This is a genomic window from Qipengyuania mesophila (assembly GCF_019711655.1).
In the GTDB taxonomy this organism is placed as follows: Bacteria; Pseudomonadota; Alphaproteobacteria; order Sphingomonadales; family Sphingomonadaceae; genus Qipengyuania; species Qipengyuania mesophila.
This window is the reverse complement of sequence record NZ_JAIGNU010000001.1, coordinates 1,203,279-1,224,640: the sequence shown is the minus strand read 5'-3', so window position 1 is coordinate 1,224,640 and position 21,362 is coordinate 1,203,279. Positions and strand designations below refer to the sequence as shown.

The following is a 21,362-nucleotide window of genomic DNA, read 5'->3' as shown; positions in this document are numbered from 1 at the left end:
GCAGGGGAATTCGCGTCAATGGCAAAGCTCGACTCCGGGCTGCCCGTGAATTTGGGTAGAAGTTCGGCTGCCGAGGCGGTCGACCGCTTGCTGCTGGCCCGGCGTGTCGCGAATGTGAATGGCGGTTCGCGATTGGTGCTGGTCGCCGGCACCGGATCGATGGCGGGCGTGGTCTACGCGTTCCGCGATATCGCGCCGCTGGCCGTGCTGCTGTCCTGGATGGCGTTCCAGATTGTCCTGCTGGCGATCTCCACCGTGCTTGATTACCGGCTCGACCGGACCCAAGCGAGCCATGCCGAACTGCAGCAATACTGGCAGCGATCCATGGCGATGGAAGTCGTCCGCTCCGCCAGCTGGTGCTTCATCACGGTCTATCTGGCGATCTACGCCTCCGGCACTGCCGTCGCGGTGCTCGCCGCGATCACTGTCGCCAATCTGTGTACCGTACTGTTGGTGCACCGCACCGCCCCGCTGGCGGCCTCGGCCCGGCTCGGCCTGGTGGGCCTGGCGACGGTGGCCGCGATGTGGATCCACGCGGGCGTCGCCAGCTTCCCGGCGATCCTTTTGCTTGCGCTGTTCATTCTCGCGCTCGCCGGGTCGGTCCGCGAGCAGGACCGCCAGCTGATCCGCTGGGCGCAAGTGGAGGTCGATCGCGAAGAGGCTGCCGACACCGTGCGCCTTCTGCTCAACGATTACGAGGAGCATTCGTCCGACTGGCTGTGGACGGTAGGGTCGAATGGAAACTTGCGCGACGTCACGGATCGTTTCGCAACGGCGGCGGCGCAACCGGTCGACGAACTCGAAGCCTCCAAGTTCCTCGATCTGTTCACGCCGGGGGAAGAGCGCGATCGCCTGGCCCGCCACCTGATGGAACGCAGCCCCTTTCGTGGCCTCGTGCTCAGACTGAGGGCGGGGATCGGGGGCAGGGATGCCGTGCGGTACTGGGAACTCTCGGCCCGCCCGCGCAGCGACGGAAGGATGAGCGGGGTCGCGCGCGACGTGACCGGCGACCGGCTGATCGAGGAGCGCGTCGCCTTCATGGCGCATTACGACAATCTCACCGGCCTCGCCAACCGTTACCTCTTCAACGAGAGGCTGCGGACTGCGCTGGAGGATAGCGAACGAGCCCGCGAGGTGGTGCTGTTCTATCTCGATCTCGACGACTTCAAGGCCGTCAACGATACGCGGGGACATCTCGTCGGCGACCGGCTGCTGCGCGAGATCGGTACCCGTCTCGAGCAGGAAGTGCGGGGCCAGGATCTCGTCGCCCGGCTCGGTGGCGATGAATTCGCGGTCCTCCTCGAAACGCGCGCCGGAGCCGGCATGCTGATCGAGCGCGCCCACCGTTTTCTCGCGGTGATCCGCGAACCCTTCGAGCTCGACGGTCAGATCTATCGTATCTCGGGGAGTATCGGCATCGCCCAGCGCTGTGAGGCCGAATGCGATGCGGAGGAGCTCATGCGCCGCGCCGACCTCGCGCTGTTCGCCGCCAAGGACAAGGGCCGCGACACCATAGCGCTCTACGACGAGGACATGGATCGCGCGGCCCGCGAGCGACGCGAGATCGAGTCCGACCTGCGCGAAGCCCTGTCGCGCGGCCAGCTGAGGCTGCATTACCAGCCGGTCATCGATCTCGATACGGGAGAGGTCGCGGGATACGAGGCGCTGCTTCGCTGGTATCACCCGAGACGCGGGATCGTGACGCCCGCCGAATTTCTCGAAGTGGCCGAGGAAACGGGCATGATCGTGCCGATCGGCGAATGGGTGATCCGCCAGGCGCTCGCCGAGACGGGGCGCTGGGAGGGCGATTTCCGCATCGCCATCAATCTTTCGCCGACACAGGTCCGCAGCCCGCATCTGGCCGACGTCGTAGCCCAGGCGGTGCATACCCACGGGATATCACCTCATCGGGTGGAATTCGAGATCACCGAACACGTGTTGATGCAGAAGGGCAGCCTGTGCGCCAGCAATCTCGAGAAGCTGCGCGAGCTGGGCGCGAAGATCGCGCTCGACGATTTCGGGATCGGCTATTCCTCGCTCAGCTATCTGCGCCGCTTTCTCTTCGATCGGATCAAGATCGACCGCGACTTCGTCGAGGGGGTCGAGATGTCGGCGGACAGCCAGGCCATCGTCTCCAGTATCACCCGGCTGGCCGATGCGCTGGGAATGGCGACCACCGCGGAAGGCGTGGAAACGCGGGCCCAGCTCGATCTGCTGCGCAAGCTGGGCTGCCAGGAAGCGCAAGGCTATCTGATCTGCGAGCCGGTGCCCGGAGACAATTTCATCACCTTGTCTGCTGCGAAGGCGGCGATGAATGACGATGCCAGCGGGATCCTCGACTATCGCAAGGCGCGCGAGGCGGTGATGAAGCGGCGGACGCAGCGGGCCAGCTGAGCTCTCGCCAAGCGTCGCCCGCTCGGCTATCCGCGCCCGAATGACCACCGTCACGCGTTTCGCACCATCGCCCACCGGGCGGCTCCACGTCGGCAATATCCGCACCGCGCTGCACAACTGGATGCTGGCCAGGAAGTCCGGCGGACGCTTCCTGTTGCGGATCGACGACACCGATGCCGAACGCAGCCGCGAGGCATACGTCGACGCGATCCGCGCCGATCTCGCCTGGCTCGGACTGGTGCCCGATGACGAAACCCGCCAGTCGCAGCGGCTTGCGCTCTACGAACGCGCCTTCGAGGCCTTGCGCAAGGCGGGGCGCGTCTACCCCTGCTACGAAACCCAGCAGGAACTCGAGCTCAAGCGCAAGATTCGCCTCGGGCGCGGCCTGCCGCCGATCTACGACCGCGGGGCGCTCGAACTGAGCGCCGAAGTCCGCGCGGGCAAGGAGGCCGAGGGGATTCTCCCGCACTGGCGTTTCAAGCTCGACCACGATGTTCCGATCGCATGGGAGGACGGCGTCCGCGGCGCGCAGAAATTCGATCCCTCGCAGCTGTCCGATCCGGTCATCCGCCGCGCCGACGGTAGCTGGCTCTACATGCTGCCGAGCGCGGTCGACGATCTCGACATGCGGGTGACCGACGTGCTGCGGGGCGAAGACCACGTCAGCAATACCGCGGTGCAGACCCAGATGTTCGACGCGCTCATCGCGGCGGGCCATGCCGTCGGCCCCATGCCGCGTTTCGCGCATGAGGCGCTGCTGGTGGGGCGCGAGGGCAAGCTGTCGAAACGGCTCGGATCGCTCGGTTGCGACGCCTTTCGCGAGCGCGACATCGAACCCGCCGCGATCGTCGCGCTGCTGGCGCGCCTCGGCACCTCGCTCCCGGTCGAGGCGATCGCCGACCGCGACCTGTTGCTCGAGAGCTTCGACCTCGCGACCTTCGGGCGCGCACCGGCGAAGTTCGACGATGCCGAGCTCGACCGGCTCAATGCCGCGCTGGTCCACCAGTTGCCCTTCGCCGGAGTCGCAGATCGCCTGCCCGTGGGGATGGACGAGGCCGGCTGGCATGCGATCCGGCCCAATCTGACGCATGTGTCCGAAGCGGCGGACTGGTGGCGGCTGGTCACCGGACCGGTCGATCAGCCTGCCTTCTCCGAAGAGGACCGCGCCTATCTCGGCGAAGCCGCGCGGCAACTCGCATGGGGTGAGGATCCCTGGCACGCGCTCACTGGCGTGCTCAAGGAAACCACCGGCCGCAAGGGCAAGGCCCTGTTCCTGCCCTTGCGGCAGGCCTTGACGGGCATGGATCATGGGCCCGACATGGGCGAACTGCTGCCGCTGATCGGCGAAGCGCGCGCGCGCGAACGGCTGGAGGCCGCAGCACGGGGCTAGGGGGACATGCGATGGGAATTGGACTGGGAAGCGAGCTGAAGTTGCCCTGCGGGGCGGTGCTCCCCAACAGGATTTCCAAGGCCGCCATGACCGAAGGTCTGGCCACACCCGAAGGGAGGCCCACGCCCGCGCTCGAACGCCTCTACGGCATCTGGTCCGACGGCGGTGCCGGCATGCTGCTGTCGGGCAATATCATCATCGACAGCGACCATCTCGAACGACCCGGCAATGTCGTGATCGAGCGCGAACCCGATGCCGACATGAGGGCGCGCCTCGCGAGCTGGGCGAAGGCCGCTACCCGCAACGGCAACCACTTCTGGGCGCAGATCAGCCATGGCGGCCGCCAGACGCAGAAGCTGGTCAATCCGCACCCCAAATCGTCCTCCGACGTCCAGCTCGCGCTGCCGGGCAGCCAGTTCGCCAAGCCCACGCCGCTGACGAGGGAGGAGATCGCCGATCTCGTCACTCGCTGGGCACTTGCGGCGCGCGCCTGCAAGGAGGCGGGCTTCACCGGCGTTCAGGTGCACGGCGCACATGGCTACCTTGTCTCGCAGTTCCTCTCGCCGCGGGTCAACCTGCGCACAGACGACTATGGCGGCTCGCTCGAGAACCGCGCCCGCTTCCTGCTCGAGATCGTTCGCTCGGTGCGGGCGACGGTGGGGCCGGATTTCCCGGTCTCGGTGAAGCTCAACAGCGCCGATTTCCAGAAGGGCGGGTTCGATTTCGGCGACAGCCTGCAGGTGGTGAAATGGCTTGAAGCCGCATCGGTAGACCTGATCGAGATTTCGGGCGGTACCTACGAACAGCCCAAGCTGCTCGGTGTCGCAGGCCAGGAAGAGGAGGCGGTGCAGAACGTCGCGCCCTCGACCGCCGCGCGCGAGGCCTATTTCGTCGATTTTGCCAAGGCGATGCAGGCCGAGGTTTCGGTTCCGCTGATGGTCACCGGCGGATTTCGCACACGCGGCGCGATGGAAGAAGCGCTTGCGAGCGGCGCAGCCGATCTCATCGGGCTGGGGCGCCCTCTGTGCGTCGATACCGATGCGCCTGCGGAGTTGCTCAATGGCGCGGAGCGCTTCGCCCGCTACGAGGACAATCTCGACCTGCTGCCCAGCTGGCTCGGCTTCCTCAAGCGTTTCCAGCTCATGAAGGCGATCAACGGCTTTGCCGGCATCTACTGGTTCTACCAGCAGATCTGGCTGCTCGGACACGAAGGCCGGGTCGACCGCGACCTCTCCGTGTTCAAGGCCTTCCGCATCCTCGAGGCGCGCAACAAGCGCATCATGCAGGAACGCGCGGCGCTCTAGCCCTGCGAACGGATCAAATACCTGCCCAGGTCAATCCGTCTGGCAAATCGTCGGCGCTATAATCCACCTGCAGAACGCGCCTGCCTCGCCCCACTTCCGCTGCCTTGGAGGCGTGGATGATCGATGTGCGATAGGCCCAGACATCCCCGGCCTCCGCCAAGCAGGCCTCCACCGATGATGCGCGAACGATTTCCTCCACCTCGGTGGTGGGGACGCGGCCCAGCCGATGCGATCCGACGGCAATGAGCAGCGGCGCATTCGTTTCGGGTACGGGGTCAAGATGGCCTCGTAAGGTGACCATGCGTTTGATTACATCGAAGGGCGGCTCGACATGGAGCATTCCGGCTTTCGTCGACCACGGTCCGAACCCCTCGACCTCGCAGTGCTCGCCGACACAGATCGTGCGATCCTGATGCCAACCGAGCGACCAATTCTGCCCTTCGCTCTTGTCGAAGAGGATTGCGCGGACGGGTTTGGCCCGGTCACCGATGAATTGCCGAGCGATCGAGCCGAAGCAGCCACTGATGCCGATGTGCTTTTCAAGTGGGCCGACGCCGTTGAGTCGTATGCCCGCGCGATCCTGCGGCAGTTCAGCCAGTGCAATCAGGATGTCATCGACGCAGGCAGCCAGCACGGCTGGAAAATGCTGGGCACCGTCGCGGTCGAGGGTGAGCGAGCTCACCCCTCGTGCTTCTCCAGCTCGTCGCCGGTGACGGTGACGACGTGGAGGAGGTTGGTCGAGCCGGGGGTGCCGAAGGGCACGCCGGCCAGCGCGATCAGCTTGCTGCCTGCCTGGCCGAAGCGATGGCGCAGCGCCATGCGTTTGCCCTTGGCGATCATCTCCTCGAAACTGCCGATGTCCTTGGTCGCCACCGCATGCGCGCCCCACAGCAGGCCCAGCCGCCGGGCGGTCTTCATGCTGGGGGTCAGCACCAGCATCGGCACGCTGGGTCGCTCGCGCGCGACGCGGCGCGCGGTCGATCCCGATCCCGTGAAGACGGTGATCGCGCTCACCGGCACGGTGTCGGCCACGGTCATGCAGGCATGCGCCAGCGCGTCGGCGGTGGTCGCGTCGGGCGGCGTGTCGAGCAGGCGGACGCGTTCGAGATAGGCTTCGTCGCCTTCCACCTGCCGGGCGATCTTGTGCATGATCGTCACCGCTTCCTCGGGCCAGTCGCCCGCCGCGGTTTCGGCGCTCAGCATCACCGCATCGGCGCCGTCATAGACCGCATTGGCGACGTCGGACACTTCGGCGCGGGTCGGGGCGGGGCTCTCGATCATCGATTCGAGCATCTGCGTCGCCACGATCACCGGCTTGCCCTTGAGCCGAGCCGCGTTGACGATCCGCTTCTGCAACGGCGGGACTTCCTGCGGTTCGAGTTCGACGCCGAGGTCGCCGCGCGCGACCATGATCCCGTCGCTCATGTCGATGATCTCGTCGAGCCGGCGGACCGCCATCGGCTTTTCGATCTTGGCGCAGAGCGCGCCGTAGCCGCCCATCAGCTTGCGCGCCTCGGCAAGGTCCTCGGGACGTTGGACGAAGCTCAGACCGATCCAGTCGACCCCCTGCTGGACGGCGAAGGCGAGGTCGCGGCGGTCCTTGTCGGTGAGCGCCGGAATCGGCACCTCGGCATCGGGCACGTTGACGCCCTTGCGGTCGGAAATGACCCCGCCGACTTCTGCCGAGCAGAGGATTTCCTTGTCGTCGGCGCGGATCACGCGGAGGCGGATCTTGCCGTCGTTGATCAGCAACCGCTGGCCCTTTTCGAGCAGGCCGAACAGTTCGGGGTGCGGCAGTTCGACGCGCGTTTCGTCGCCCGGTTCGGGGTTGCGATCAAGCGTGAAATGGCCCGAATGGCGGATCACCGCCTGCCCGTCCTTGAACTTGCCCACGCGCAGCTTGGGCCCCTGCAGATCGGCGAGAATCGCGATCGGGCGGTGGAATTCCTTCTCCATCGCGCGGATCGCCCTGATCGTCGCCTCGTGATCGGCATGTTCGCCGTGGCTCATGTTGACCCTGAAGGCGTCGACCCCGGCCTTGAACAGGCGGGCGAGCATTTCGGGCGAGCGGCTGGCGGGGCCGACGGTCGCGAGGATCTTGACCTTGCGGCCGCGCGGATCGAGCTTGGGTGCTGTGATGGCCATGGAAATCGCCTATGGCAGCGACGTACGACAAAGCAAGGACGATGCGATTGTGACTACGAATGCGGGCGACCCGCTCGACCAACTCGACGATGCCGTAGCGGCGGCGGCGTTCCGCCGGCTGGTGCGCCACCTGCGCCACCGTCACGATGCGCAGAACATCGAGCTGATGGGGCTCGCCGGATTCTGCCGCAACTGCCTCGCCGACTGGATCCGCGATGCGGGGTTCGCAGGCGACAAGGCGGCCGCGCGCGAATTGATCCACGGCATGCCCCAGGACGAGTGGAAGGCGACGCGCCAGACCCCCGCCACCGAGGACCAGCTCGCGCGGATGGAAGCCAGTATCGCGAAAAATCGCGTGGAGTAGCGAGTCGCCGCCTTCACCCCGACCGAAGGGCTGGCTATCGAGCCGCCCGACCGATTCTCATTTTCACTGGAGCATACACCCCATGGCCGAAGCCACCGACGACCGCCTGCGCCTGCTGATCGAGCGCATCGAACGCCTCGAGGAAGAAAAGAAGGGCATCGCCGACGACATCCGCGACGTCTATGCCGAGGCCAAGGCGGTCGGTTACGACGTCAAGATCATGCGCCAGATCGTCCGCCTTCGTAAGATGACGCCCGACGACCGCCGCGAGATGGAAACCATCCTCGATACCTACAAGGCCGCGCTCGGCATCGCCTGAGCCGGTCCGCCCGAAGGAGAACCCCGATGCCCGCGCAATTGCCCGAACGCCGCGTGATCCTGGTGACCACTACCCCGAGCATCGAGGGCCACCCGATCGAGGCCTATCTCGGCCTCGTCTCGGGCGAGGTCATCCTCGGCGCCAATGTCTTCCGCGACATGTTCGCCGGCCTGCGCGATTTCTTCGGCGGCCGCGCGGCGAGCTATGAGCGCGTGCTCGAGGATGCGCGCCAGCGGGCGGTGCAGGAAATGCAGGCGGCGTGCGACAAGCGCGGCGGCAATGCCGTGGTCGGGGTCGACCTCGACTACGAGGTCGTCGGGTCCAAGGGTTCGATGCTGATGGTCTCGGTCACCGGGACCGCGGTCCGCATCTGATCAGGCGCTGCTGCCCGCCAGCAGCACCAGCCCGATGAAGGCGCCGTTGTGGAGGGCGTGCAGCAGCACGCTCGCCCACAGGCCGTAGTTGACGCGCAGGTAGCCGAGGATGGTGCCGGTGACGAATTGCGGCAGCACCAGCGGCAGCGCCATCATCATCTCTTCGGGTTTGAAGTTGAAGAGGTGAACGCTCGCAAAGCCCACCGCGCTGAGCCAGAACAGCAGTGGAAACAGCCGCTGGAACCAGCCCATTGCGTCCCGGTCCCGCAACAGGAAGACCGTCAGCCCCGCCACGACCAGCCCGGCAGTGCCCCCCTTCAGCGCTGCGGGTCCGATCGTGCCCATGCTCTCGGCGGGACCGGTCGCAGTGGCGAAGAGCAGTACCGTCATCCCCAAGGCGACCAGCGAGCCGAGCAGCACTGCCAGCAGATGCCCGGGCCTGCCCGAGAGCCAGCCGCGAAAGGCGAATTCCTCGGCCAGCGGGGCGAAGAAGATCACGGCCAGCGCGATATCGGCGCCGATCTCCATGTCGGCCAGCGCGGTCTTGGGGACCTCGATCCCCGACGACATCACCGCCCCCGCAACCGCGAGCAGCGCGGCCATGACCAGCACGTCGAGCAGGAACAGGCGCAGCACGGCGGCCAGGCTCGCCAGCCGCGGCATCGGCGCGCGCGCCGGCAGCACCGGGCGTTTCAGGAATGTGGCGAATTGCGACCACTCGCCGCGCGTCGAATTCGCGGGCGCAAGGCTTGTCGTTCCGGCGTGCATGCGGCTAAGGCGACCCCTGATTCCACCCACCCGATTGACGCAAAGCGAAACCATGGCCGGCCATTCCAAATTCAAGAACATCATGCATCGCAAGGGCGCGCAGGACAAGAAGCGCAGCGCGATGTTTTCCAAGCTCAGCCGCGAAATCACCGTCGCGGCCAAGATGGGCATGCCCGATCCGGATATGAACCCGCGCCTGCGCCTTGCGGTCAACGCGGCCAAGGCGCAGTCGATGCCCAAGGACAACATCCAGCGCGCGATCGACAAGGCGAGCGCGGCTGACGGCGAGAACTATGAGGAAGTCCGCTACGAGGGCTATGGCCCCGGCGGCAGCGCGATCATCGTCGAGGCGCTGACCGACAACCGCAACCGCACCGCCACCAATATCCGTACCGCCTTCAGCAAGAACGGCGGCAACCTCGGCACCGAGGGCAGCGTGCAGCACGGTTTCGAACGGCTCGGGCTGATCGAATATCCGGCGAGCGCGGGCGACGAGGAAAAGGTCCTCGAAGCGGCGATGGAAGCGGGCGCCGACGATATCGAGAGCAGCGAAGACGGCCACACGATCTGGACCGCGGCGGACGATTTGCACCAGGTCGCGGGCGATCTCGAAAAGGCACTGGGCGAGGCGGAGAACGTCAAGCTGGCGTGGAAGCCGAACATCACCGTCGAGATGGACGAGAACAACGCCTCGACGCTGATCAAGCTGATCGACGCGCTCGAGGACGACGACGACGTCCAGACCGTCTGGGGCAATTACGACATCTCCGACGAGATCATGGAGAAGCTGGGCTGATGGCCGCATCCGCAAGCGGAGTGGCCGGCTGATGCTGGCGTTCGTCGCGAAGGCGCTGCTCGCCGGCGTCATGATCGCGGCGATTGCCGAAGTCGGTCGACGCTTGCCGACGATGGGGGCGCTGATCGCCAGCCTGCCGCTCGTTTCCATCCTCGGCATGATCTTCCTGTGGATGGCGCGGCCCGATGCCGAGAACATGGCACGGCATGCCGAGGCGACCTTCTGGTACGTCCTGCCCAGCCTGCCGATGTTCCTGCTGATCCCCATGCTGCTGCGACAGGGCGCGAATTTCTGGCTGGCGCTCGGGCTCGGCTGCGCCGTGACCATCCTGCTCTACCTTGGCATGATGCAGATCGGCCCGCGTCTCGGTCTCCGACTCTGATCATCCTCGGCCTCGATCCTTCGCTCAGCTGTACCGGCTGGGGCGTGATCCGTGCCGAGGGCTCGCGTATCGCGCATGTCGCCAACGGCCAGGTTCCCACCGATGCCAAGGCGCCCATGGCAGAGCGGCTGGCCGCGTTGCAGGCGGCGCTGGCGGAGGTGATCGCTACCCACCGTCCCGACCGTGCGGCGGCCGAAGAGGTCTTCGTCAACAAGAACCCGCAGTCGACGCTGAAGCTCGCTCAGGCGCGCGGCGCAGTGATCGCGGCCTGCGGTGCTGCAGGTCTCGTTGTGAACGAGCACGCCGCGCGGCTCATCAAGAAAGCGGTCGTGGGAACCGGCGGTGCGGACAAGGCTCAGGTTCAGGCCATGCTGAAAGTGCTGTTGCCGGGTGCAGCGATTGGCGGGGCCGATGCGGCCGATGCGCTGGCGGTCGCGATCGCCGATGCGCATCTTGTGTCGAGGATCTAGCTCGTCGGCTCAGTCGCTGCCGCCGCAATCCTTACGGGGTATCATTATCTGCTTTTGGTCAGGCGAAGACGGCCGGGCTGGCCGGGACGATGGCGGTCGCGAAGAGCATTGCCGAGATGACGATTGAAAATGCTGCGGCGAAGACGGTCTGGTTGGTCGAGGCGAACATCGTGGAGGTCCTTGGTCGGTGAGCGGCTATGGCGCGGGGCTCAGGCTGTTGTCGTGAATGAGGCGAAGACTGCGGGGCTGCCAGGGATGATGGCAGAGGCGAACAGCGCTGCCGAAATGGCGATCGAGAAAGCGGCTGCGAAGAGGCTCTGGTTCGTCGAGGTAATCATGGTGCATTTCCTTCCGTTGTGTTCTCGGCAAGTCCATCTTGCCGTTGTCAGGAAGAGTGCAGGAGGCGTGCCAAATCCGGAAAAGCGCGCAAATCTGCGATTGATGCTACTTGCCTGAGCGGGTGCGGACAGTTCCGATTGCTCAAGGTTGGGAAAATTTCCCAACTGGTAGGATCGGACTTTTCGGCCGTCGCTACCTGCTGAGATTCCCTGTTCCAACTTCGGCCCTGTCCTGCAGCGATCCGACAGGTTAGAAGCCGCGAGTGCGCCCGCGATCACCATACAAATCTCGGGAATCGCGCGTAATTCAGCTCCCGGCGCTTTTGCGCGCCCGGACTGTGCTCCCTATGCTTCACCCTTTTAGGACAAACATTTTGACCATCCATCTCTACGGCATTCCCAATTGCGACACGGTCAAGAAGGCGCGCAATTGGCTCGACGCGCACGGGCTCGATTACAGCTTCCACGATTACAAGAAGGAAGGCGCAGATGCGGGCAAGCTGGCCGCGTGGATCGAGGCCGCGGGCGTCGACACCGTGCTCAACCGCCGCGGCACCACCTTCCGCAAGCTGAGCGACGCGCAGAAGGCCGATATCGATGCCGCCAAGGCCGTCACATTGCTGCAAGAGAACCCCTCGATGATCAAGCGGCCGGTGGTCGAACACCACGGGGCCCTGCTGGTCGGTTTCAAGGAAGACGAATGGTCCGCGCACTTCTCCTGATCCTCGCGGCGCTGGTCGCGACGCCGGTCGCGGCTGCCCCGGGCGAGGATTTCATCGTCATCGCGCATCGCGGCGCGAGCGGCGAGCGGCCCGAGCATACGCTGGCCGCCTATGAGCGCGCGATCGATCAGGGCGCGGACTATATCGAACCCGACCTCGTCGTCACAAAGGATCTCGTGCTGGTGGCGCGGCACGAAAACGAACTCTCCGACACGACCGACGTCGCTGATCACGAGGAATTCGCCGACCGCCGCCGGGGCAAGACGATCGACGGACGACTGGTCAATGGTTGGTTCGCAGAAGACTTCACGCTGGCCGAATTGCGCACATTGCGCGCCAAGGAACGGCTGCCGACATTGCGGCCGGGAAACGCCGAATTCGACGGCCTGTACACAGTGCCGACTTTCGCCGAAATCCTTCGGCTGGTTGCTGCCAAAGAGCGGGAGACTGGGCGGCGAGTGGGTATCTACCCTGAGCTGAAGCACCCCGAATTCCTGTTGCAGGAGGGCTTCGATACGGTCGACCTGCTGGTTACCGCGTTGCGCGAAGCCGATCTCGACGACGCCGTCGATCCGGTCTTCGTGCAGAGTTTCGAAGTCACCACCCTGCGTCGGCTCAATGCCATGATCGAAGTGCCGTTGGTCCAACTTGTGGCTTCGCAAGGCGGCCCTGCGGACGAGCCGTCGATGACCTACGCGGCTATGCTCAGCGCTTCCGGTCTGGCCGAAGTCGCCACCTACGCGGATGTGATCGGCGCCGATTTCAGACTCTTGTTCACCGCTGAGGGTTCGCCGACCGGGCTTGTCGATGCCGCGCATGACGCCGGCCTCAAGGTTCACGGCTGGACCTTGCGCAAGGAGAATGGATTCCTGCCGGTGGCATTCCGCCGCCCGGGAGGAGAGGGTGAAGAGGGCTGCTATAACCACATGTACGACCTGCTCGTATCCGCAAAGGTCGACGGGGTGTTCACCGATGATCCGGGCAAGGTCGTCTTGCTGCCCAAACAGGTCTGGAACGGGTGGTGCGGCTAGGGTCTATTTGCGGGCGGTGACGATGTAGTTGAGCGCGAGGTCGTTGGACAGGTGCAGCCCCTTGGCGGGCGAAAAGCCGATACCCCTGGGCTCGCCCATCTCGAGGCCCGCCTCATCCAGCAGCTCGCCGAGTTCGTCGGGGGTGATGAAATCGTCCCAGTGATGCGTGCCCCTCGGGATCATCCCGAGGCCCTCGGCGGCGCCGATCATCAGCAGGCGCGATTGCGGCGTGCGATTGGGGGTGGAAAGGACCATGAGGCCACCTGGCACAAGCCGCGCGGCCAGCGCCGCGACGAAGGCGCGCTTGTCGGCGACGTGCTCGATCACCTCCATCGCGGTGACGAGGTCGAACGTGCCGATGTCGAGATCGCCGATCTCGCCTGCCATGTAGCGGATGTCGAGCCCCGCGCCCTCGGCATGTAGGACGGCGGCGGCGACATTTTCGGGTGCGGCATCGACGCCCGTCACCTCGGCGCCCAGCCGCGTCAGCGGCTCGCACAGCAGGCCGGCGCCGCAACCGACATCGAGCGCGGACTTGCCGGCCAGCGGGCGACGCGCCTCGACATCGTTCGCCCAGTGCAGGTCCACCGCTGCGCGCAGGAACTGCAGCCGGACCGGGTTGAGCCGGTGGAGCATGGCCGAGGAACCCTTGGGATCCCACCAGTCCTTGGCCAGCTGTCCGAAATGCGCGGCTTCGTCGGGCCGGATCGTTTGGCCGCCCGAAGTTTTGCTACGCTCTTGCGTGGTTGCATCGCTCATGCGGCGTGGCTAGCAGCCTAGCCTCACGCATTCCAGCACGGAGACCCTTGCGCTTGGCCCGTATCGTGATGAAATTCGGCGGCACCTCGATGGCGGGGACCGAGCGCATCCGGCGCGTGGCGAATATCGTGCGCAAGCAGGCCGCGCGCGGGCACGAGGTCGCGGTGGTCGTTTCCGCCATGGCCGGCGAGACCGACCGGCTGGTCAATTTCTGCCGCGAGGCCAATGCGCTCTACGACCCGGCCGAATACGACGTCGTCGTCGCCAGCGGTGAACAGGTCACCAGCGGTCTTCTCGCGCTGACGCTTCAGTCGCTCGGGTGCAAGGCGCGCAGCTGGCTCGGCTGGCAGTTGCCGATCCACACGATCGAGGCGCATGCCAAGGCGCGCATCGAGAGCATCGATGCCGAGGCGCTCGTCGCCAGCATGCGGGCCGGCGAGATCGCGGTGATCCCCGGCTTCCAGGGTCTGGGCGACGACGGCCGCGTGACCACGCTCGGTCGCGGCGGTTCGGACACTTCGGCGGTGGCCGTGGCGGCGGCTATCAAGGCCGATCGCTGCGACATCTACACCGATGTCGACGGCGTCTACACCACCGATCCGCGCATCGTCGCCAAGGCGAAGAAGCAGAAGGCGGTGACCTACGAGGAAATGCTCGAGCTCGCGAGCGTCGGGGCCAAGGTGCTCCAGACGCGTTCGGTCGGGCTCGCCATGAAAGAGGGCGTGCGCGTGCAGGTCCTCTCCAGCTTCGTCGGCGAGGATGCCATTCCCGCCGACGATCACCCCGGCACGATGATCGTGTCGGAAGAAGAAATGAACCAGTTGGTGGAGAAGGGCGACATGGAACGCCAGCACGTGACCGGCATCGCGCATGACAAGAACGAGGCCAAGGTGATCCTCACCCGCGTGCCCGACAAGCCCGGTGCGGTGGCGCATATCTTCGACCCGCTGGCCAAGGCGGCGATCAATGTCGACATGATCATCCAGAACGTCGGTCGCGACAAGGGCGAGACCGACGTGACCTTCACCGTGCCGCAAGCCGACCTTGCGCGCGCGCAGGCGCTGCTCGAGGACCGGCGCGACGACATCGGCTACAACCGCCTGATCACCGACAGCAAGATCGCCAAGATTTCGGTCGTCGGCGTGGGCATGAAGAGCCACGCGGGCGTTGCCGCGACGATGTTCCAGGCGCTCGCCGATCGCGGAATCAACATCCAGGCGATCACCACGTCGGAGATCAAGGTCAGCGTGATGATCGACGAGGACGAGACCGAACTCGCAGTGCGCGTGCTGCACACCGCCTACGGGCTGGATGCGGCGGATGAGGCTGCTTGAACCGGCGCGACCCTCTGATCGATGGGTGGGCATCAATTGTCCGCAGCACGTGGCGCGCCTTTTCGGTGTTTTCGATACTACTTGTCTTGGCGATCTTGCACCAGCAACAGTCCGGGGCATTTGCGGAGATGGGGCACGCAGCAGTCCTTGCAGACGTCCTAAAGGCCGCCTTTTTGTTGTTTCTCGCATCCTTCATCACGGCGCTGATTTTTCACTATGTGGGGCGGCGCCGCTTACATGGATCCGATGCCGATGAGCGTAAGAACTGACAGGAGCGCCATGAGCCACACATCCACAATCCTCCTGCTCGGCTCGGGCGAACTTGGGCGCGAATTCGTCATTTCGGCCAAGCGCCTCGGCGCTTATGTCGTCGCCTGCGATTCCTATGATGATGCGCCCGCCATGCAGCTGGCCGATGCGCGCGAAGTCTTCTCCATGCTCGATGGCGAAAGGCTGCGCGAGGCTGCGGAGAAGCACCGGCCCGACTACATCGTTCCCGAGATCGAGGCGATCCGCACTTCGGTTCTCGCCGAGCTGGAGGAAGAGGGCTTCACCGTCGTGCCCTCCGCGCGCGCGGCGCAACTGACGATGAACCGCGACGCGATCCGCGATCTCGCCGCGAACGAGCTCGGGCTCGTCACCTCGAAATACCGCTACGCCAAGAACCTCGAGGAGGTGAAGGCCGCCGCGCAGCACACGGGCCTGCCCTGTGTCATCAAGCCGGTAATGTCGTCGAGCGGCAAGGGCCAGTCTACCGTGCGCAGCGAAGCAGGGCTCGAAGAAGCCTGGGACTACGCCTGCGCCAACATGCGCGGCGACCGCCAGCGCGTGATCGTCGAGCAATTCGTCGATTTCGATTACGAGATCACGCTGCTGACGGTGCGTCACAAGGACGGGGTGATCTTCTGCCCCCCGATCGGCCACCGGCAGGAACGCGGCGATTACCAGGAAAGCTGGCAGCCGACCCCGATGTCCGACACCGCCATCGACAAGGCGCAGGAGATGGCCCGCAAGGTGGTCGACGATCTCGGCGGCTACGGCCTGTTCGGGGTCGAGTTCTTCGTGCGCGGCGAGGAGGTGATCTTCTCCGAACTCAGCCCGCGCCCGCACGATACCGGCATGGTCACGCTGGTCAGCCAGAACCTGACCGAATTCGACCTCCACGCCCGAGCCGTGATGGGCCTGCCGATCCCCGGCGAACTGCGCGCGCGACCCGCCGCGAGCGCGGTCATCCTCGCCGAACGCGACAGCGCGAGCCTGGCCTACGAAGGGCTGGCAGAGGCGATGGCCGATGGTGCCGATATCCGTATCTTCGCCAAGCCCACCAGCCGACCCTATCGCCGGATGGGTGTGGCTCTGGCCACCGCGGGCGACACCGACGAGGCGCGCCGCAAGGCCCGCGATGCGGCGCACAGGGTGCGGATCCTCTACGGCGACTGACGCATCCTGCTTGCCGTAACGGCAGGGCCGCCCTAAGCGCCCTGCATATGAACACCTATCCCAAGACCGCCCATCTGATGCAGCGCGGCTGCGATTTTCTTGGTTCCGACACCGCGATCCTGTGCGGCGCGATGAGCTGGGTCTCCGAACGCAATCTCGTCTCCGCCATCTCCAACGCCGGCGGCTTCGGCGTGATCGCCTGCGGGGCGATGACGCCCGAGCTGCTCGACCGCGAGATCGCGGCGACCAAAGCGCTCACCGACAAGCCCTTCGGCGTCAACCTCATCACCATGCACCCCGATCTGTTCGATCTGATCCAGGTGTGCGAGAAACATGGCGTCGGCCATGTCGTGCTCGCCGGCGGAATCCCGCCCAAGGGCAGCGTCGAGGCGATCAAGGGTGGGCAAAATCCCGCCAAGGTGATCTGCTTCGCCCCCACGCTGGCGCTGGCCAAGAAACTGCTGCGCTCGGGCGCCGATGCGCTGGTGATCGAGGGCATGGAGGCCGGCGGCCATATCGGCCCGGTCTCGACCAGCGTGTTGGCGCAGGAAATGCTCCCCGAACTGGCCGAGGAACACCTGATTTTCGTCGCCGGCGGGATCGGTCGCGGCCAGGCGATCGCGGGCTATCTCGAAATGGGTGCGGCGGGTGTCCAGCTCGGAACCCGCTTCGCCTGCGCGACCGAGAGCATCGCCCATCCCGACTTCAAGAAGGCCTTCTTCCGCGCTTCCGCACGTGACGCGATCGCCAGCGTCCAGGTCGATCCGCGCCTCCCGGTGATCCCGGTCCGTGCGCTGAAAAACAAGGGAACCGAGGAATTTACCCGGAAACAGATCGAGGTCGCAGGCGTTCTGGATAGTGGGGGCCTCGCGATGGATGAGGCTCAACTGCAGATCGAGCATTATTGGGCAGGCGCGCTGCGTCGGGCAGTGATCGACGGCGACGTCGAGAACGGCAGTCTGATGGCCGGCCAGTCGGTCGGGATGCTCAAGGAAGAAGAACCTGTCGCCGTGATTATCGAGAAGCTGATGGCGCAGAGCGAAGAGGCGCTAACCCGACGCTGAAATGACAATACATCGTCTCGACGTCGACGTCGCAATCTATCGGGACCGGGTGCAGGTCACGCACCGTGCAACCCGGGCCTTTGCCGATCAGCCGGCAAAATTCGCCTTCTCTTCCGACACATCGATCGTCTCCGATCCGCGTTGTCTCGAGGACACCATCGTCCGGGCGATCCGCAAGGTCCTGGCCGAAGGCGCATTCGAGATGCGCGAACCCATCGCCCATGTCGTGAGCTGCGAGACGCCGCTCGATGAAAAGGAGAGGGCAATCGTCGAGGCCGCTCTATTCGAGGCAGGAATGCGCAAGGTGGTGTTCGACTTCGATTAGCCTAAGCTTGCCTTGACGGCCGACAAACGCGTTTGGGCTTGCCTCGGCAAGGCGCCGCGGGACATGGAACCGCCATGTCCGAACCGCTTGTCCTCACCCTCTCCTGCGCCGATCGCCCGGGCATCACCGCGCGCGTCACCTCGTTCCTGTTCGAGCGCGGTGGCAATATCCTCGAAGCGCAGCAGTTCAACGACCGCACCAGCGACGCTTTCTTCATGCGCGTCGAATTCGATCCGGGCGACGCTTCGCGCGCGGCAATCCGCGAGCAATTTGCAGGGCTTGCCGCGGACCACGGCATGGAATGGAAGCTCGCCCTGCGCGACCGACCGCGCCGTGTGCTGATCATGGTCAGCAAGTTCGACCATTGCCTCGCCGATCTGCTCTATCGCTGGCGCATCGGCGAACTGCCGATGGAGCCGGTCGCCATCGTCTCCAACCATCCGCGGGAGGCGATCGAACACACGCATCTGGGCGACATCCCCTTCCATCACCTGCCGCTCACCCGCGAGACCAAGGCCGAGCAGGAGGCGCAGGTCCGCGCCATCGCGGACAACACCGGGGCCGAACTGGTGGTGCTCGCGCGCTACATGCAGATATTGTCGGACGAGCAGGCGGCGCATTTCGCCGGGCGCTGCATCAACATCCATCACAGCTTCCTGCCGGGTTTCAAGGGCGCCAAGCCCTATCACCAGGCCTATGAGCGCGGGGTCAAGATGATCGGCGCGAGTGCGCATTACGTCACCACCGATCTCGACGAAGGGCCGATCATCCACCAGGATGTCGAACCGATCAGCCACGCCGATACGCCCGAGCAACTGGTCCGCAAGGGGCGCGACATCGAGAGCCGCGTCTTGGCCGAGGCGGTGCGTCTGCACCTTGAGGAGCGCGTGCTCCTCAACGGCAAGCGGACAATTGTCTTCAGGGGCTGACATTCCGTTTCATCCAGGCGGCCCGGCAGGCCCGGAAGGAGGCCGGCGGCTAGGGCGCGGAGGAAGCGAGCAGCGCCCGCCATGGTGCGACCCGCGGGTCGTCGCTCGACAGCGGGTCCCATATCGCGGCCATGCGTGCCCGGGCCTCGGGCTCGGGCACGCCCGCGGCGATATCGAGCAGGTAGAAGAAGGCCGTGACGCGGTAGTTCATGATGCAATGGACGTGCACCGGCCCCTCTGCATTGGCCAAAACGCTCGCAAGCTCCGCAACCTGCGCATGGCTCGGCGCGTCGAAAGCGACGGGGATATGCGTGTAGCCGATCCCCTGCTCGGCCAGGGCCGCGGCCTCGTCGGGCAAGGCTTCGGGGTGATCGGCGAGCGCGAGGTTGACCACGTGCCTGATCCCGATCGCGGCCAGCCGCGCGGGATCGCCGGGCTCGAGCCGTCCCGAAGTGGTGATCCCGTCGGGTCTTCGCTGCCAATTGCGAATGTCCGACGGGTCCTCCATCCTCGCGGGCCTACTTCTCGAGCGCCTTGTCCTCATTGGCGCGTTTCAGCACGTAGACCCGGATCGCCTCGATCTCGTCGCGGCTGAACTGGTCCTTCCAGGCGACCATGCCGTTGTCCGCCAGCAGCCCGTCATGAACGACCTGCTGCCAAAGGTCCTTCTTGCCGAGTGTGGAGGAGTGGCGCAGGTCGGGATTGAGCGCGCCCGAAACCGCCGATACGCCGTGGCAGACGCTGCAGCTGTTGCTGTAGAGCTTTTCGCCCAGCGCGACCTGTTGAGGCGTACCCGAGGGTGCCGGAGGGTCGAGAACCAGCGCCGGGGTCGGCTTGAGCGGTGGCAGGCTGCCCTTGGCGCCCAGCTTGAACACCAGCAGGCGGCTGACATTGGGGGTGATCCCGCCGCCGAGCTTGCCCGCCGAAACGTCCCACACACCGCCCCATCCGACCAGCACCGCCACATATTGCTCGCCGTCGATGGCATAGGTCATCGGTGCGGCGAGCACGCCGGTCTGCGTCGCGAAGGACCACAGCTCCTTGCCGGTGTCGGCGGTATAGGCCTTGAACTGGCCGGTCGAGGTGCCCTGGAAGACGAGATTGCCCGCGGTCGCCAGCGTGCCGCCATTGGTCGGGCTCGTCTGCGGGACCTTCCACTTCACCTTGCCTGCCACCGGGTCGAAGGCGACGAGCGCGCCGTTGAGGCCTGCCTTGATGGCCGCGCGGGTCGCCTTGTCGGCGGGGAAGTTGCCGCCGCTGACGTCGAGGCCGAGCTGGAAGCCCGTCGTGCCCGGTTCCCAGTCGGGATCGCCCATGTAGTATTGCGGGGTGTTGTTGGTCGGGATGTAGACGAGGCCCGTGGTCGGGCTGTAGCTCATCGGCGACCAGCTATGCGCGCCCACCGCACCGGGCACGCCGACGAAGGGCTTGCCGGTCACTTCGTATTTCGCCTCGGGATTGACCTTGGGCTTGCCGGTGACCGGGTCGAGCCCGCTCGCCCAGTTGATCCCGTCGACGAAGGGCCTGCCCGAGATGAATTTGCCCGTCGCCGCGTCGAGCACATAGAAGAACCCGTTCTTGGGCGCATGCATCACCACGCGGCGCTGCTTGCCGTCGATGGTCAGGTCGGTGACGGTGATCTGCTGGTTCGAATCGAAATCCCAGCGATCCTCGGGCGTTTCCTGGAAGTGCCAGACATATTCGCCCGTGGCCGGCTTCACTGCGACGATCGAGGCGGTGTAGAGGCTGTCGCCCGCGCCGTCGGTATTGCGATGCGCGGGGTTCCACGGCTCGGCATTGGCAGTGCCGAAATAGATCAGGTCGGTCTTGGCGTCGTAGGTGATCGAATCCCACACCGTGCCGCCGCCGCCGCGCTTCCACCAATCGCCGCTCCAGGTCTTGGCGGCCTTTTCCATGGCCTCGTTCTCGAAGCCCTTAGAAGGATCGCCCGGCACGGTGTAGAAGCGCCACAGTTCCTTGCCGCTCTGCGCGTCGAATGCGGCGAGATAGCCGCGGGTGAAATATTCCGCGCCCGCCGAGCCGATCAGCACCATGCCCTTGACGATGCGCGGTGCGCCGGTGATCGCCATCTGCGATCCTTCGGGAATGGTGAGCTTGTCCCATACCACCTTGCCAGTCTTCTGGTTGAGCGCGACCAGCCGCCCGTCGAGCGTCGCGACATAGAGCTTGTCGCCATAGAGCGCGACGCCGCGGTTGACCGCATCGCAGCAGACCTCGACCAGCTTGGACCGCGGCACTTCGGGGTCGTAGGCCCATTTGAGCGCGCCGGTCCGGGCGTCATAGGCCTTCACCATGCTCCAGGCGGTGGAGATGTAGAGCACGCCGTCGTGCATCAGCGGGGTGGCTTCCTGCCCGCGCGCCGTGTCGAGATCGGCCGACCAGGCGAGCCCGAGTTCGCCGACATTGGCATCGCTGATCTGCTTCAGCGGGGAGAAGCGCTGCTCGTCGTAGTCGCCGCCATAGGTCAGCCATTCGTCGCCATTGCCCGCCGCGAGCATGGCGTCGGTCACGCCATCGGTGGCCAGGGTGGGGCCGTCGGCCTCGCTTGCCCCCATGCTGCAACCGCCCAGTGCCAGCAGCGCCAGCGCCGCCCATCCGATCCCTCGCATCGCTCTCTCCCCGGCGACATTTGCGTCGCTCTATGAAACCCATCCTGCCGCGCGCGTGAAGGCTTGTCCATCGCTCGCTGCGTT

Annotated in this window: 25 protein-coding genes; 17 read left to right on the top strand and 8 right to left on the bottom strand. The window is 65.5% G+C overall.

Annotation, left to right across the window (positions count from 1 at the left end):
* The first annotated feature begins 18 nt into the window (after nucleotides 1–18).
* The 3 genes from K3181_RS06120 to K3181_RS06110 are packed head-to-tail and all read left to right on the top strand — an operon-like array spanning nucleotide 19 to nucleotide 5,088.
* Nucleotides 19–2,394, top strand: coding sequence for a putative bifunctional diguanylate cyclase/phosphodiesterase (locus K3181_RS06120; RefSeq protein WP_221601754.1), 2,376 nt, complete (start codon nucleotides 19–21; stop codon nucleotides 2,392–2,394).
* A gap of 40 nt (nucleotides 2,395–2,434) precedes the next feature.
* Entirely contained in the window at nucleotides 2,435–3,784 is a 1,350-nt protein-coding gene (locus tag K3181_RS06115; RefSeq protein ID WP_221601751.1) for a glutamate--tRNA ligase, read from the top strand.
* 11 nt (nucleotides 3,785–3,795) lie between these two features.
* On the top strand, nucleotides 3,796–5,088 hold the full coding sequence (locus tag K3181_RS06110) for an NADH:flavin oxidoreductase/NADH oxidase family protein (protein WP_282099764.1): 1,293 nt from the start codon (nucleotides 3,796–3,798) through the stop codon (nucleotides 5,086–5,088).
* Between the two features lie 13 nt (nucleotides 5,089–5,101).
* Here the strand turns inward: K3181_RS06110 and K3181_RS06105 are convergent, their stop codons facing one another.
* Both K3181_RS06105 and pyk read right to left on the bottom strand, forming a co-directional pair.
* Nucleotides 5,102–5,770, bottom strand: coding sequence for a phytanoyl-CoA dioxygenase family protein (locus K3181_RS06105; protein WP_221601748.1), 669 nt, complete (start codon nucleotides 5,768–5,770; stop codon nucleotides 5,102–5,104).
* Complete coding sequence (gene pyk, locus K3181_RS06100; protein WP_221601746.1) at nucleotides 5,767–7,233, bottom strand: pyruvate kinase; 1,467 nt, start codon at nucleotides 7,231–7,233, stop codon at nucleotides 5,767–5,769. The genes K3181_RS06105 and pyk overlap by 4 nt, the downstream gene beginning before the upstream one ends.
* A gap of 49 nt (nucleotides 7,234–7,282) precedes the next feature.
* Between pyk and K3181_RS06095 the strand changes: the two genes are divergently transcribed.
* The 3 genes from K3181_RS06095 (at nucleotide 7,283) to K3181_RS06085 (ending at nucleotide 8,290) form a co-directional block, all read left to right on the top strand.
* On the top strand, nucleotides 7,283–7,597 hold the full coding sequence (locus K3181_RS06095) for a DUF1244 domain-containing protein (protein ID WP_345725478.1): 315 nt from the start codon (nucleotides 7,283–7,285) through the stop codon (nucleotides 7,595–7,597).
* A gap of 82 nt (nucleotides 7,598–7,679) precedes the next feature.
* Nucleotides 7,680–7,916: a DUF2312 domain-containing protein gene (locus tag K3181_RS06090; protein ID WP_221601743.1), complete on the top strand. Its 237-nt coding sequence runs from the start codon at nucleotides 7,680–7,682 to the stop codon at nucleotides 7,914–7,916.
* A 26-nt stretch (nucleotides 7,917–7,942) separates the two neighbouring features.
* Nucleotides 7,943–8,290: a YbjQ family protein gene (locus tag K3181_RS06085; protein ID WP_247714874.1), complete on the top strand. Its 348-nt coding sequence runs from the start codon at nucleotides 7,943–7,945 to the stop codon at nucleotides 8,288–8,290.
* Here the strand turns inward: K3181_RS06085 and K3181_RS06080 are convergent, their stop codons facing one another.
* Complete coding sequence (locus K3181_RS06080) at nucleotides 8,291–9,058, bottom strand: CPBP family glutamic-type intramembrane protease (protein WP_221601741.1); 768 nt, start codon at nucleotides 9,056–9,058, stop codon at nucleotides 8,291–8,293.
* Between the two features lie 52 nt (nucleotides 9,059–9,110).
* Here K3181_RS06080 and K3181_RS06075 point away from each other — a divergent pair, with 52 nt between their 5' ends.
* Genes K3181_RS06075 through ruvC form a run of 3 tightly spaced genes read left to right on the top strand, consistent with a single transcriptional unit; the run spans nucleotide 9,111 to nucleotide 10,706 of the window.
* Nucleotides 9,111–9,854, top strand: coding sequence for a YebC/PmpR family DNA-binding transcriptional regulator (locus tag K3181_RS06075; RefSeq protein WP_221601722.1), 744 nt, complete (start codon nucleotides 9,111–9,113; stop codon nucleotides 9,852–9,854).
* 31 nt (nucleotides 9,855–9,885) lie between these two features.
* The gene (locus K3181_RS06070; protein ID WP_221601720.1) at nucleotides 9,886–10,236 is read left to right on the top strand and encodes a DUF3147 family protein; all 351 of its coding nucleotides are present in this window, start codon (nucleotides 9,886–9,888) and stop codon (nucleotides 10,234–10,236) included.
* Nucleotides 10,233–10,706 (top strand): crossover junction endodeoxyribonuclease RuvC, encoded by a 474-nt coding sequence (gene ruvC / locus K3181_RS06065; RefSeq protein ID WP_221602840.1) that lies wholly within the window; start codon nucleotides 10,233–10,235, stop codon nucleotides 10,704–10,706. The genes K3181_RS06070 and ruvC overlap by 4 nt, the downstream gene beginning before the upstream one ends.
* Before the next feature lie 58 nt (nucleotides 10,707–10,764).
* Here ruvC and K3181_RS06060 read toward each other — a convergent pair whose 3' ends face one another.
* A complete protein-coding gene (locus K3181_RS06060; protein WP_221601710.1) occupies nucleotides 10,765–10,875 on the bottom strand; it encodes an enoyl-CoA hydratase in 111 nt (36 codons plus the stop codon).
* A 40-nt stretch (nucleotides 10,876–10,915) separates the two neighbouring features.
* On the bottom strand, nucleotides 10,916–11,044 hold the full coding sequence (locus K3181_RS06055) for an enoyl-CoA hydratase (protein ID WP_221601709.1): 129 nt from the start codon (nucleotides 11,042–11,044) through the stop codon (nucleotides 10,916–10,918).
* 374 nt (nucleotides 11,045–11,418) lie between these two features.
* Here K3181_RS06055 and K3181_RS06050 point away from each other — a divergent pair, with 374 nt between their 5' ends.
* A complete protein-coding gene (locus K3181_RS06050) occupies nucleotides 11,419–11,766 on the top strand; it encodes an ArsC family reductase (RefSeq protein WP_221601707.1) in 348 nt (115 codons plus the stop codon).
* Nucleotides 11,745–12,797, top strand: a complete 1,053-nt coding sequence (locus K3181_RS06045) for a glycerophosphodiester phosphodiesterase family protein (protein WP_221601705.1) — start codon at nucleotides 11,745–11,747, stop codon at nucleotides 12,795–12,797. Before K3181_RS06050 ends, K3181_RS06045 begins: the two co-directional genes overlap by 22 nt.
* Before the next feature lie 3 nt (nucleotides 12,798–12,800).
* Here the strand turns inward: K3181_RS06045 and ubiG are convergent, their stop codons facing one another.
* A complete protein-coding gene (gene ubiG / locus K3181_RS06040) occupies nucleotides 12,801–13,556 on the bottom strand; it encodes a bifunctional 2-polyprenyl-6-hydroxyphenol methylase/3-demethylubiquinol 3-O-methyltransferase UbiG (protein ID WP_221601703.1) in 756 nt (251 codons plus the stop codon).
* Between the two features lie 53 nt (nucleotides 13,557–13,609).
* On the opposite strand from ubiG, the gene K3181_RS06035 reads away from it, so the two are divergent.
* The 6 genes from K3181_RS06035 to purU all read left to right on the top strand — a co-directional run bounded on the left by K3181_RS06035 (nucleotide 13,610) and on the right by purU (nucleotide 18,648).
* Nucleotides 13,610–14,890: an aspartate kinase gene (locus K3181_RS06035; RefSeq protein ID WP_247714873.1), complete on the top strand. Its 1,281-nt coding sequence runs from the start codon at nucleotides 13,610–13,612 to the stop codon at nucleotides 14,888–14,890.
* Nucleotides 14,887–15,159: a hypothetical protein gene (locus tag K3181_RS06030; RefSeq protein ID WP_221601701.1), complete on the top strand. Its 273-nt coding sequence runs from the start codon at nucleotides 14,887–14,889 to the stop codon at nucleotides 15,157–15,159. Before K3181_RS06035 ends, K3181_RS06030 begins: the two co-directional genes overlap by 4 nt.
* Nucleotides 15,160–15,169: 10 nt before the next feature.
* Nucleotides 15,170–16,330, top strand: coding sequence for a formate-dependent phosphoribosylglycinamide formyltransferase (purT, locus tag K3181_RS06025; RefSeq protein ID WP_221601699.1), 1,161 nt, complete (start codon nucleotides 15,170–15,172; stop codon nucleotides 16,328–16,330).
* A gap of 47 nt (nucleotides 16,331–16,377) precedes the next feature.
* Nucleotides 16,378–17,394, top strand: a complete 1,017-nt coding sequence (locus tag K3181_RS06020) for an NAD(P)H-dependent flavin oxidoreductase (RefSeq protein WP_221601697.1) — start codon at nucleotides 16,378–16,380, stop codon at nucleotides 17,392–17,394.
* 1 nt (nucleotide 17,395) lies between these two features.
* Nucleotides 17,396–17,719, top strand: a complete 324-nt coding sequence (locus K3181_RS06015) for a hypothetical protein (protein WP_221601695.1) — start codon at nucleotides 17,396–17,398, stop codon at nucleotides 17,717–17,719.
* Nucleotides 17,720–17,793: 74 nt separating this feature from the next.
* Nucleotides 17,794–18,648, top strand: coding sequence for a formyltetrahydrofolate deformylase (gene purU, locus K3181_RS06010; protein ID WP_221601693.1), 855 nt, complete (start codon nucleotides 17,794–17,796; stop codon nucleotides 18,646–18,648).
* Nucleotides 18,649–18,697: 49 nt separating this feature from the next.
* Here purU and K3181_RS06005 read toward each other — a convergent pair whose 3' ends face one another.
* On the bottom strand, nucleotides 18,698–19,156 hold the full coding sequence (locus K3181_RS06005; RefSeq protein WP_247714872.1) for a protein tyrosine phosphatase family protein: 459 nt from the start codon (nucleotides 19,154–19,156) through the stop codon (nucleotides 18,698–18,700).
* 10 nt (nucleotides 19,157–19,166) lie between these two features.
* Nucleotides 19,167–21,278, bottom strand: a complete 2,112-nt coding sequence (locus K3181_RS06000; protein WP_221601689.1) for a PQQ-dependent dehydrogenase, methanol/ethanol family — start codon at nucleotides 21,276–21,278, stop codon at nucleotides 19,167–19,169.
* Nucleotides 21,279–21,362 lie beyond the last annotated feature (84 nt).